An 11,514-nucleotide genomic window follows, 5' to 3' on the forward strand; every position below is an offset into this window, starting at 1 on the left:
CTTACCCATACGGACGTACTACGGCGATCAGGGCACGCACGCGCGTGCCCTTCGCTTCGGTACGCGGCCGGTGCGCCGCGCTCACCTGGACCCGGCGCGCACCAGTTCGTCGAGGGTCGCCGCCACGGCCGGCACCTGGGCCAGGTCGGGCAGGGTGAGCGCGACGATCTCGCGGCGCACCGCGGGCTCCAGTGCCACGGTGCTGGCGCCCCGGGGCCGTACGGACTCGATGGCGAGCTGGGGCAGGACGGCCACGCCCAGCCCCGCGCCCACCAGCCCGGCCACGGCCGGGTAGTCGTCCGTGGCGAAGTCGATGCGGGGCGTGAACCCGGCGCCCGCGCACACCTCCACGAGCTGGCCCCGGCAGCGGGGGCAGCCCGCGATCCACGGCTCGTCGGCGAGTTCCGCGATGGCGACGGACTCGGCCCGGGCCAGCGGGTGTCCTTCGGGTACGAGTCCGACGAGCCGGTCGGTGAGCAGCGGGCGCACCACCAGGTCCGCCCATTCCTCGGCGCCCGCCGCGCCCTCGTAGCGGAAGGCGAGGGCGACGTCGCAGTCGCCGGCGCGCAGCAGTTCCACGGAGCGCGGCGGTTCCGCCTCCTCCAGGGAGACGCGGGTGCCGGGGTGCGCCGCGCGCAGGGCGGCGAGGGCCGTGGGGACCAGGGTGGAGCTGCCGCTGGGGAAGGAGACCAGGCGGACGCGGCCGGCGCGCAGACCGGCGATGGCGGCGACCTCCTCCTCGGCGGCGGTGAGCCCGGCGAGGATGCCGCCCGCGTGCCGCACCAGGGCCTCGCCGGCCTCGGTCAGCCGCATCTCGCGGCCGGTGCGCACGAGCAGCGGGGTGCCGGCCGATCCCTCCAGAGCCTTCATCTGCTGGCTGACGGCGGGCTGGGTGCAGCCCAGCTCGCGGGCGGCGGCGGAGAAGGAGCCGGTGGCGGCGACGGCGCGCAGGACACGCAGATGACGGGCCTCGATCACCCTTCGAGCATAAGGCAGGCTTGGGCGAAGCAGCGGAAAACGCGTCGACACTTTGACTTCGGGTCCTTTACCGTTCCGGCATGAAGCTTCTCTCGGTCAACCTGGGCCGTGCCGTGGCCGTGCCGTACACCGATCAGCCGGAGGGTCTCACCGGTATCGGCAAGCAGCCGGTGGACCACCCGGTGCGGGTCGCGGCGCCCGGCCCGAAGGGCGTCGGCGGGAGCGGGCTGGCCGGGGACGCGGTGTGCGACACGCGGCACCACGGCGGTGACGACCAGGCGGTGTACGCCGTGGCGCGCGAGGACCTGGACGACTGGGAGCGCGAGCTGGGCCGGGCGCTGCCCAACGGCTCGTTCGGCGAGAACCTCACCACCACGGGCATCGACATATCCGGCGCGCGCATCGGGGAGCGCTGGCGCCTCGGATCGCCGGAGGGTCCCTCGGTGGTGCTGGAGGTCACCTGCGGGCGGATCCCGTGCCGGACCTTCCAGGGCCATCTGGGCGAGCGGGGATGGGTCAGGAGGTTCACGCGGAAGGGTGCGCCGGGTGCGTACCTGCGGGTGATCGAGCCCGGTGAGATCCGCCGCGGGGACCCGGTGGAGATCGTGCACCGCCCGGACCACGACGTGACGGTGGCCCTCGAGTTCCGGGCCGCCACCACGGAGCGCTCCCTGCTGCCGCGCCTGCTGGCGGCCGGTCCGGCGCTGCACCCGGAGTCGCTGGCCGCGGCCCGCCGGTACGCGGCTCGGTACGGCGCCGGGAAGGCTGACTGACGGATCGTCAGGCGTGGCCGGGCGGGCCGGTCACACCGGTCCGTCACCGATCGGCAGGCCCTGTGCAGAGATCGGGGACGAGGGGGCGGGGCCACTAACCTTTCGCCATGACAACGGCTCTGATTACGGGATCGACCGCGGGCATCGGCGCCGCGTTCGCGCGGCGCCTGGCGGCGGACGGCCACAACCTCGTCCTGGTGGCGCGTGACACCGGACGGCTGACGGAGCAGGCGACCGAGCTGCACGACCGGCACGGCATCGAGGCCGAGGTGCTGACGGCCGACCTGGCGACGGACGAGGGCATCGAGAAGGTCGCCGCCCGGCTGGGCGACCGGAAGAACCCCGTCGACCTGCTGGTCAACAACGCGGGCTTCGGCAACAAGGGCCGTTACCTCGACGTGGAGATGGCCGACGAGCTGAGGATGCTCAAGGTGCACGTCGAGGCGGTGCTGCGGCTGACGTCGGCGGCGACCGCGGCGATGCGCGAGCGCGGCCGGGGCGGCGTGGTGAACGTGGCGTCGGTCGCGGCGTTCGTGCCGCGCGGCACCTACGGGGCGTCGAAGGCGTGGGTCGTGCAGTTCACCCAGGGTGCGGCGCGGGACCTGGCGGGCAGCGGCGTACGCCTGATGGCGCTGTGCCCCGGCTTCGTACGCACCGAGTTCCACCAGCGGGCCGGGATGGGCACGGACAACATCCCCGGCTGGATGTGGCTGGACGCGGACAAGCTGGTCGCGGCGGCCCTGACGGACCTGGCCCGCGGCCGGACGGTGTCGATCCCGGACCCCCGCTACAAGGCGCTGATGGGCCTGGTCAAGGTCACGCCGCGGGGCCTGCTGGGCGGGGTCACCTCGAAGACGGGCCGCAAGTACGGGCCGCGGTGAGCCGCTTGCCGGCCGAGTGAGCGGGGAGGGGCGGCCGGTTGCCGGCCGCCCCTCCCCGCTCACCTCGGCGTCGCGCCGCCACCCGCACGAACGCGGCCCGCTCACCGGCGCCGACGCAGACGAACGCTCCCCCGGCCGCTCGCAGCCACGAACCAGCACGGCCGTACCGGCTTCCGCGGCCTCGCCGCAGTCGCCCCCAATTCCCCGTGCTGCAGCTGCTCATGAACCGCGGACGAGACCCGCGTCCACCGCCCCGGCGGCCTCCTGCGCTACCTGCTCGGCGAGGTCCCGCCGGCGCAGCCCGCGCCCGCCTCGTCGCCACCGCGCACCAACCCTCCGCGCACCCCGTAGCAGCTCCCCGGCCTCTCGCCCCGGCTCACCGCTCTCCGCGAATGCGAGGGCGACCATGTCCAGGCCACTCTCTTCCGGCCCCTCGGTTCCTAAGTTCTCTGCCCACAGTGCGTGTCCCACTCCACACCCGGATCACACAGCGCCTCTCCGAACCGCAGCAACTGACCCGTCCAGAACTCACCGGCCCCCTTTGCTTCCCCTTTGCGGTGATCGAACTTGCGCACAGTGCTTCCCGGTTAGAGTCGAACGATCCGGGCGGCCGACGGAGGGGGCGGACACCAAGTCATGGGTGACAATGGCGAGATACTCGACATCAAGACCGCCGACATCAAGCGGACAGCACCTCATTTCAGCCACGAGAGCGTTGCGCTCGCACAGGCGCTGACCAAGCTGAAGACCGGTCTGTCAGAGGCTGGCGCACCCTGGGGCGACGATGAGCAGGGCACCACGTTCCACGAGACGTACGGCCCCTTGGTCAAGCGGATCGAGCAGTCCGCACAGATTCTGGCCGCCGGCCTGGCGAGCATCCACACGGCGATGGACGACATGGCCGACGGCCACATCGAAAACGAACAATTGATCCGCTCGATGTTCAGCCGGATCGACGTGCCCCACGACACCACGGGCCACGACAGGTGAGCGTCGCCGACAAAGCCCGCAAGGTCGTCCAGGACCTGACGGGCATGTGGTGGCCCGCGGCCGATGTCGACGGGCTACGGGACGCCGCGAAGGCGTGGCGTGACTTCGCCGACGACGTCGAGGACGTCACCGCTGCCGTCAACAAGGCCGCCCGCTCCCTGATCGAGAACAACAAGGGCGAGGCCATCTCCGCGTTCGAGGACCCCTTCTGGCGCCGCTACTACCACGACAAGCACGGCTGGCTGAAGGACCTGTCCGACGGCGCCCACGACATGGCGAAAGCCCTGGACGCCTACGCCGACGCTGTGCACGCCGCGAAGAAGAAACTCGAACACGAACTGGAGATCGTCGGCGCCACCCTCGTGGGTGGAACCCTCCTGGCCGTCTTCACCGCGGGCCTATCCGAAGGAGCGGCCGTCGCGGCCGCGGCGACTGTCACAGAGGTCGCCGCCGGCCTAGGCGTCACCGTAACGGCCGAGGTCGCCTCCATCGCGGGGACCACCCTGGCCACCGCGGCCCTCGCGGGCATCGAGTCCGTCACCGTCGACCTCGCCGTCGCCCAGCCCCTGTCCATCGCTCTGGGGGAGAAGAAGGGCCTCAGCCTCGACGAGGCACGCGAGGCCGGGGTGTACGGCGCGCTCCTGGGCGGCGCCCTCGGCGGCGGAGGCGCCGCCGTCAGGGCCGCCGACAGGGAAGGTGGCTGGACCGAACTCCTGGGCGGGGTCCGGCTGCCCGGCCTGTCCCCCGAGTTCGCCCTGCCGGGTGGTGTGACGGCGTCAGCGGACGACCTCGGCCTGCTGATGAAGGGTGACGGCGAACCGAACGCCTGGCCGCGCAGCAAACGCAAGGGCGCGGTCAAGCCGAGGTACCGGGCGGACTTGGCGGGAGACGAGGGCAAGGGGACTGCCAAATCGCACTCCCATACCTTGGAGAAGCACGTCGAGAAGACCGACCGGGAACTCCGGGCCCGCCTGCGCGCGGAGAAGAGGATCACCGGCAGTTCCAGCTTCGTCAGTCCCGAGGCCGCACAGAACCTGACGGACCGCGCGATCATCCAGCGTCAGCACGAGGTCAGGCGTTGGCTTGAGAACACCAGGAAGCCGGAACTCACGTTCAGGGTGGACTTCGGGGACGAGGTCACCGGGAGGAGCCTGTCCCGAGAGGACTTCATCAGGGGCACAGGACCGCACAATGTGCACAAGGTCTTCCTGCTCCTGCGACGCGACCCCGACATGCCCAGCGGCTACCGTATCCACACGTCTTATCCCACCTCGTGAGCGCAAGGAACACGCTGTGACCCACCACTACCCGGAAGGGTTCCTGGACAGAGACGAACGGTTTCCCGCGCTGCACGAACTGCTCGATTCCTACGCCTTCTCCGGAAACTCCTTCACGGACACCCCCGATGAGCCCGGCGCAGCCCTCAAAGCGTATGTGCGACAGGCCATGCGCACGCCGGGAGTCCTGGACGCGGTCATCGCAGAGATCGACGACCTCTTGCGGGCCGGCCTGTTCAACGACGACATCGCCGACGACGTGGACCTTCTGCCTCACGTCGAGCCCCCGGCCGGGCGCAGCGTCGAGCAGTGCCTCGCCACCATCCGCTCGCACCTGGAACGAATCAGGACGACCGGTGTCTGGGAACAGGCTCGGCTTCCCCAGACCGACTGGGAGTGGAGAAAGCAGTTCCCGGAGCTCTCCTCTTTGCTGGGCGGCTACTTCCACCAGGACCACCCGAGGTTCTACCGGTCCCATCGGGAGGCCCTCGACGACTATCTCGACGGAAACCCGGAGGAATATCTCGCCGAAGCCGCCGAAGAACTCGGCGCCTTCCTTTCCTGCGTCTCATCGGACAAGGAACTGGAACGTGCTGCAGAGATCCTTGGCCTCATGGTCTACCCCCCCGACGGCGTCCCACTGCGCCAGTGGCTCACGGACGTCCAGGGCATCCTCACTCACCGCCTGCGCCGAGGCGCGGTCTGACCGAGGGCCGGCGTCGTCCGGCGGGCGGCCCCGGGCAGGGGCCGACAGGACCGGTGGGCCGGTGTGCCGACGGGGGTGCGTGGGCCTGTGGTGAGCGGGGCGGCGCCCTCGCCGATCCGTGGCGGGCGGGCGGCGTCGCGTGCTCTTCGCGTACGACCGCGGCGGCCCGGTGGGCAGCGTGGTCACCCGCCGCTCACGGTGCGATCGCCCGGCCGGTGCGAGAGCCGCCGCACGGACCCGTTAGCCGGCCGGCCGAACGCGCGGTGCCCGGCACCCCCCCGAAGGGGTGCCGGGCACCGGTGGTCCGCCCGAGTCGCTGAGCGGCTCGGGTCAGAGCGCTGCCTCAGTGGGCGTGGCCGTGGCTGTGGCCCGCGGCGGCCGGCTCTTCCTCTTCCTTCTTCTCGACGACCAGGGTCTCGGTCGTCAGGAGGAGGGAGGCGATGGAGGCCGCGTTCTCCAGGGCGGAGCGGGTGACCTTGACCGGGTCGATGACGCCGGCCTTGACCAGGTCGCCGTACTCGCCGGTGGCGGCGTTGTAGCCGCTGCCCTTCTCCAGCTCGGCGACCTTGGAGACGATGACGTAGCCCTCCAGGCCGGCGTTCTCCGCGATCCAGCGCAGCGGCTCGACGGCGGCGCGGCGGACGACCGAGACACCGGTGGCCTCGTCGCCGGTCTTGTCGAGGTTGCCCTCGAGCACCTTCACGGCGTGGACCAGCGCGGAGCCACCACCGGAGACGATGCCCTCCTCGACCGCGGCGCGGGTCGCGGAGATGGCGTCCTCCAGACGGTGCTTCTTCTCCTTCAGCTCCACCTCGGTGGCGGCGCCGACCTTGATCACGCACACGCCGCCGGCCAGCTTCGCGAGGCGCTCCTGGAGCTTCTCGCGGTCCCAGTCGGAGTCGGTGGACTCGATCTCGGCCTTGATCTGGGCGACGCGGCCCTCGACGTCGGCCTTGTTGCCGGCACCGTCGACGATCGTGGTGTCGTCCTTGGTGACGGTGACGCGGCGGGCGGAGCCGAGCACGTCGAGACCGACCTGGTCGAGCTTGAGGCCGACCTCCTCGGAGATGACGGTGGCGCCGGTGAGGACGGCCATGTCCTGGAGCATCGCCTTGCGGCGGTCGCCGAAGCCGGGGGCCTTCACCGCGGTGGCGTTGAAGGTGCCGCGGATCTTGTTGACGACGAGGGTGGAGAGCGCCTCGCCCTCGACGTCCTCGGCGATGATCAGCAGCGGCTTGGAGGCGTTCGCCTGGATGATCTTCTCGAGCAGCGGGAGCAGGTCCGCGATCGAGGAGATCTTGCCCTGGTTGATCAGGATGTACGGGTCGTCGAGGACGGCCTCCATACGCTCCTGGTCGGTGACGAAGTACGGCGAGAGGTAGCCCTTGTCGAAGGCCATGCCCTCGGTGAAGTCCAGCTCCAGACCGAAGGTGTTGGACTCCTCGACGGTGATGACGCCGTCCTTGCCGACCTTGTCCATGGCCTCGGCGATCAGCTCGCCGACCTGCTGGTCCTGGGCGGACAGCGCGGCCACGGCGGCGATGTCGGACTTCTCGTCGATCGGGCGGGCCGAGGCGAGCAGGTCGTCGGAGACGGCCTTGACCGCGGCGTCGATGCCCTTCTTCAGCAGCGCCGGGGAGGCACCCGCGGCGACGTTCTTCAGGCCCTCGCGCACCAGCGCCTGGGCGAGCACGGTGGCGGTGGTGGTGCCGTCACCCGCGATGTCGTTGGTCTTGGTCGCCACCTCCTTCACCAGCTGGGCGCCGAGGTTCTCGTACGGGTCCTCGATCTCCACCTCACGGGCGATGGTGACGCCGTCGTTGGTGATGGTCGGGGCGCCGAACTTCTTGTCGATGACGACGTTGCGGCCCTTGGGGCCGATCGTCACCTTGACCGTGTCGGCGAGCTTGTTGACGCCGCGCTCGAGGGCGCGACGGGCGTCCTCGTCGAACTTCAGGATCTTCGCCATGGCAGCGGGAGCCCTCTCGGAAATCTTGGGTGAAAAAGAGACTGCGCCCCGGACGCCCGGCTTCTCAACGGTCGCGGGGGCCAGGGGCGCAGCTCACAGCAGGAATGCTGAGGTGACTTACTTCTCGATGATCGCGAGCACGTCGCGAGCCGAGAGGACGAGGTACTCCTCGTTGTTGTACTTCACCTCGGTGCCGCCGTACTTGCTGTAGAGCACGACGTCGCCGACCTTGACGTCGAGCGGAAGACGGTTGCCGTCCTCGAAACGGCCCGGGCCCACGGCCAGGACGACGCCCTCCTGGGGCTTCTCCTTGGCGGTGTCCGGAATGACCAGGCCAGAGGCCGTGGTCTGCTCGGCGTCCAGCGGCTGGACCACGATGCGGTCCTCGAGCGGCTTGATGGCAACCTTGGAGCTGGCGGTCGTCACGATCCGACCTCCCCCTTCGGAGATCTCACGGGGTTAACTGTCTGAGGTGGCGACCAGGTCGATCCGTCGTCGCGGGTGCCGGACCTGCCCGTCGCGTTGTTGGCACTCTCCGGTGGGGAGTGCCAGAGCCGAGACTATGACCGCGATTAGCACTCGGTCAAGCGGAGTGCCAATTGCCGTGCGGCGCGTCGGAGGAGGACGGGCTCTTCAGGGGTGCTCGCGCAGGTGCCGTCCAACTGCGGCGGGCAGCCCGGGAGCCGCCGCCCCCAGTCCCCCGCTGCCGGTCCGGACGGCCTCGTCCTCAAGGGCCGGACGGGCTGACCCGTCACAGGTAGTCCTGCAGCCTTCCGACCGTCAGCCCCTCCGCCTCGATGTCGCGCAGCAGGCGTGTGGTGCGTTCGCGCAGCGTCGGGCCGTCCAGGTCGTCGTCGTCCGAGGTGACCAGGAGGATGTCGCCGGGGCGCAGCGCGGGGCGGCCGCGGGTGAAACGCAGGCGGGTCTCCGTCATCGAGGCGCGCCACAGCACCACGGCGGAGACCTGGCAGTCGGCGGCGGCGCGCAGGGTCGTGTCGTCGTAGACGCCGTAGGGCGGCCGGAAGAGGCGGGGGCGGACGCCGAAACGGGCGTGCAGCTTGTCGCGCTGGCCGCAGATCTCGGCGCGCTGGCCGGCGTAGGGCAGGCCGCGCAGGGCCGGGTGTTCCAGGGTGTGGTTCTCCAGGGCCGCGCCGACCGACAGCAGGCGCGCGAAGTGCCCGTACTCCGGCCCGATGACGCTGTCCGTGAGGAACATGCTGACCGGCAGCCGCAGTTCGCGGACCATGTCGACGAACCGCGGATCGCGTTCGGCGCCGTCGTCGTAGGTGAGGAAGACGACCCGGTCGGGCGTGTCGACGTGGTCGAGAACCGGGGGCGGCGCGAAGGCCCGGCCGGCGGCTGCCGTCGCACGGGAGAGGGGGCGGGCCGGCGGCTGCGGGGGTGCGGGCAGCGGGGCGGTCAGGCCCCAGCGGCGGTACGGCTGCGGGGGCGCGGCCGGGCCGGTCGGCCGCACCCGCTGGGCGGCCTTGCGGCCCAGCCGTTCGATCGGGTCGACGGACGAGGCGCAGCCGGCCAGGAGCAGCAGCACGGCCGCGAGCAGTGCCGCGGCCGTGCGCCGCGGCCACGGCCGCGGTCTCACAGGTAGTCCTCCAGCCGGGCCACCGCGTACCCCTTGGCGGTCGCGTAGCTCAGGAAGCGGCGCATGTCGTCGACCATGGTGCCGTCCCACTCGCCGCGGCCGCGGAAGTGGGTGAGCACGATGTCGCCCGGGCGCAGCCGCTTGTCGTCCTCGCGGAACTCCCAGTGGTCGACGTAGACCTCCTCGTTCCAGATCGGCGCGTACTTGATGCCGCAGGACTTGGCGGCGCGCAGGGTGTCCTGGTTGTAGTTGCCGTAGGGCGGGCGCAGGAGCTGCGGGCGCCTGCCGAACTGCTTGAGCATGATGTCCTGCATGTCGCAGATCTCGTGCCGCTGCTCGTCGTAGGACAGGCCCGGCAGGTACGGGTGGTGCAGCGTGTGGTTGTTCAGGGTGTTGCCGAGGGACTGGGCCTTGCGGAAGTAGCCGTAGTCGTCCTTGACGAGGTAGTCGCTGAGGAAGGCCGTGTAGGGGACCTTCAGGTCGTTCATCATGCGCAGGAAGGCGGGGTCCTTCTCGGCGCCGTCGTCGATGGTGAGGAAGAGGATCTTGTCCTTGGTGGGCACGGTGGTGAAGACCGGGGGCAGGTCCCACTCCTCCTGGTGGTCCACCTCGAAGCCGGGGCGGGCGTGGATCCTCGGCTTGACGGCGGGTGGCGGCGGGGGCAGGAGCGGGGCCTGGCTCAGGCCCCAGCGCCTGGCGGCGGCGGTGCGGGCCGCCGCGGAGACCTTGAGCCGGGTGGCGTAGGAGTCGAGGGCCCGGGCGGGGGGCGCCTGGAGGCGCTGCTGGCCCGGGGCGGGGGCCACCGGCGTGCCCGGCCGGTCGCAGCCGCAGACGAGGGCGGCGACGGCGAGGGCGGCGAGTGAGGCACGGACGGCGGCCCCGCGTCCCGGACGGCCAGGACGGCCCAGGAGACCCGAGAGACCCGCGAGACCCGCGAGGCACGGGAGGCGATTTTTGTCATTTTGTACTACTGAACTCATGGCGCCGGATCCTCGCAGGCCACCGCCCCGAACCCGCGGCGACACCGCGGCCGGCGCCGCACCGTCCACCGACTGGCCCACAATGAGGCGGTGACCGACCCACTCGCCCCGCTGCACGCCTTCGCCTCGCTCCTCACCCCCGAGGGCCGCGCCCTCCTGGAGGAGGTGCGCGGCACCGCTCCCGCCGACGAACTCGCCGTCGCCACCCGGCTGCGCCGCGAGCACCCCGCCGGCCTGGTCTCGGCCGCGCTCGGACAGGCCCGGCTGCGGCAGCGGGCGGCGGCGAAGTTCGGGGCGGCGGACGCGGAGCGGATGTTCTTCACCCCGAACGGCGTGGAGCAGTCCACCCGGGCGAGCGTGGCGGCCTACCGCGCGGCGCGGCTGAGGGAACTGGGCGTGTCCTGCCTGGCGGATCTGTGCTGCGGCATCGGCGGGGACGCGATCGCGCTGGCCCGCGCCGGGATCCGCGTCCTGGCCGTGGACCGGGACCCTGTGACGGCCGCGGCGGCCCGCGCCAACGCGGCGGCGCTCGGGCTCGACGCCCTCATCGAGGTCCGCGAGGCGGACGTCACGGAGGTCGACACCTCGTCGTACGACGCCGTGTTCGTGGATCCCGCCCGGCGCGGCGGCGGACGAGGGGGCGGCCGGGCGACGGGTGGGCGGATCTTCGATCCCGAGGCGTACTCACCGCCGCTGTCCTGGGCCGTGGCGGCCGCGCTCAGGGCGCCGCACGCCGCCCTGAAGGTCGCCCCCGGCATCCCGCACGAGGCGGTCGCGCCGCAGGCCGAGGCCGAGTGGATCTCCGACGGCGGGGACGTGAAGGAAGCGGTGCTGTGGTTCGGCACCGAACCGGGGACGGTGCGCGCGACACTGCTGCCCGGCCCGCACAGCCTGCGCGGCCGCGGCCTGCCCGACCCGCCGGTGCGGCCGGTGGGCCGCTACCTGTACGAGCCCGACGGCGCCGTCATCCGCTCCCACCTGGTCGCCGAGGTCGCCGAGGAACTCGACGGCGGCCTCGTCGACGAGACCATCGCCTACGTCACCGCCGACGAGCTCCGCCCCACCCCGTACGCCACCGCCTACGAGATCACCGGCCGGCTGCCCTTCAACGTCAAGAAGCTGAAGGCGCTGCTGCGGGAGCACGAGATCGGCACGCTCACCGTGAAGAAACGCGGCTCGGCCGTGGAGCCGGAGGAGCTGCGCCGCAAGGTGCTGCCGAAGCCGCACGGGCGCGGCACGATGACGGTGTTCCTCACCCGGGTCGCGGGCGCCCCGACGATGCTGCTGGGGCATCCCGCCCCTGCCGCGTAGCGGAAGGCCTCGCCGTCGCCCGGCGGGAGGCCTCCCCGCCGCGGCCACC

11 protein-coding genes are annotated in these 11,514 nt (G+C 71.6%); 6 read left to right on the top strand and 5 right to left on the bottom strand.

The annotated features are described in order from the left end of the window. Window positions 1-81 precede the first annotated feature (81 nt). Window positions 82-978 carry a LysR family transcriptional regulator gene (locus tag ABZ719_RS04105; RefSeq protein ID WP_366723676.1) on the bottom strand — a complete coding sequence of 299 codons (897 nt, stop codon included), beginning with the start codon at window positions 976-978 and terminating at the stop codon, window positions 82-84. A gap of 80 nt (window positions 979-1,058) precedes the next feature. Between ABZ719_RS04105 and ABZ719_RS04110 the strand changes: the two genes are divergently transcribed. The 5 genes from ABZ719_RS04110 (at window position 1,059) to ABZ719_RS04130 (ending at window position 5,605) form a co-directional block, all read left to right on the top strand. Then, window positions 1,059-1,751 carry an MOSC domain-containing protein gene (locus ABZ719_RS04110; protein ID WP_366723677.1) on the top strand — a complete coding sequence of 231 codons (693 nt, stop codon included), beginning with the start codon at window positions 1,059-1,061 and terminating at the stop codon, window positions 1,749-1,751. A gap of 107 nt (window positions 1,752-1,858) precedes the next feature. Beyond that, window positions 1,859-2,632, top strand: coding sequence for an SDR family oxidoreductase (locus ABZ719_RS04115; RefSeq protein WP_366723678.1), 774 nt, complete (start codon window positions 1,859-1,861; stop codon window positions 2,630-2,632). Between the two features lie 636 nt (window positions 2,633-3,268). After that, a complete protein-coding gene (locus ABZ719_RS04120) occupies window positions 3,269-3,622 on the top strand; it encodes a hypothetical protein (RefSeq protein ID WP_366723679.1) in 354 nt (117 codons plus the stop codon). Continuing rightward, on the top strand, window positions 3,619-4,899 hold the full coding sequence (locus ABZ719_RS04125; RefSeq protein WP_366723680.1) for an RNase A-like domain-containing protein: 1,281 nt from the start codon (window positions 3,619-3,621) through the stop codon (window positions 4,897-4,899). Before ABZ719_RS04120 ends, ABZ719_RS04125 begins: the two co-directional genes overlap by 4 nt. Before the next feature lie 16 nt (window positions 4,900-4,915). Further along, window positions 4,916-5,605, top strand: a complete 690-nt coding sequence (locus tag ABZ719_RS04130) for a contact-dependent growth inhibition system immunity protein (RefSeq protein WP_366723681.1) — start codon at window positions 4,916-4,918, stop codon at window positions 5,603-5,605. A 343-nt stretch (window positions 5,606-5,948) separates the two neighbouring features. Here ABZ719_RS04130 and groL read toward each other — a convergent pair whose 3' ends face one another. From groL to ABZ719_RS04150, 4 genes are all read right to left on the bottom strand, one after another. After that, the gene (gene groL, locus ABZ719_RS04135; protein WP_037858470.1) at window positions 5,949-7,574 is read right to left on the bottom strand and encodes a chaperonin GroEL; all 1,626 of its coding nucleotides are present in this window, start codon (window positions 7,572-7,574) and stop codon (window positions 5,949-5,951) included. A gap of 117 nt (window positions 7,575-7,691) precedes the next feature. Continuing rightward, window positions 7,692-8,000 carry a co-chaperone GroES gene (gene groES / locus ABZ719_RS04140; RefSeq protein WP_009190181.1) on the bottom strand — a complete coding sequence of 103 codons (309 nt, stop codon included), beginning with the start codon at window positions 7,998-8,000 and terminating at the stop codon, window positions 7,692-7,694. Between the two features lie 325 nt (window positions 8,001-8,325). After that, complete coding sequence (locus ABZ719_RS04145) at window positions 8,326-9,174, bottom strand: polysaccharide deacetylase family protein (RefSeq protein WP_366723682.1); 849 nt, start codon at window positions 9,172-9,174, stop codon at window positions 8,326-8,328. Further along, a complete protein-coding gene (locus tag ABZ719_RS04150; protein ID WP_366723683.1) occupies window positions 9,171-10,154 on the bottom strand; it encodes a polysaccharide deacetylase family protein in 984 nt (327 codons plus the stop codon). Before ABZ719_RS04150 ends, ABZ719_RS04145 begins: the two co-directional genes overlap by 4 nt. 90 nt (window positions 10,155-10,244) lie before the next feature. Between ABZ719_RS04150 and ABZ719_RS04155 the strand changes: the two genes are divergently transcribed. Beyond that, window positions 10,245-11,465 carry a class I SAM-dependent methyltransferase gene (locus tag ABZ719_RS04155; protein ID WP_366723684.1) on the top strand — a complete coding sequence of 407 codons (1,221 nt, stop codon included), beginning with the start codon at window positions 10,245-10,247 and terminating at the stop codon, window positions 11,463-11,465. The last annotated feature ends 49 nt before the right edge of the window (window positions 11,466-11,514 follow it).

Origin of the sequence: Streptomyces sp. NPDC006743 (genome assembly GCF_040703815.1) — a bacterium.
In the GTDB taxonomy this organism is placed as follows: Bacteria; Actinomycetota; Actinomycetes; order Streptomycetales; family Streptomycetaceae; genus Streptomyces.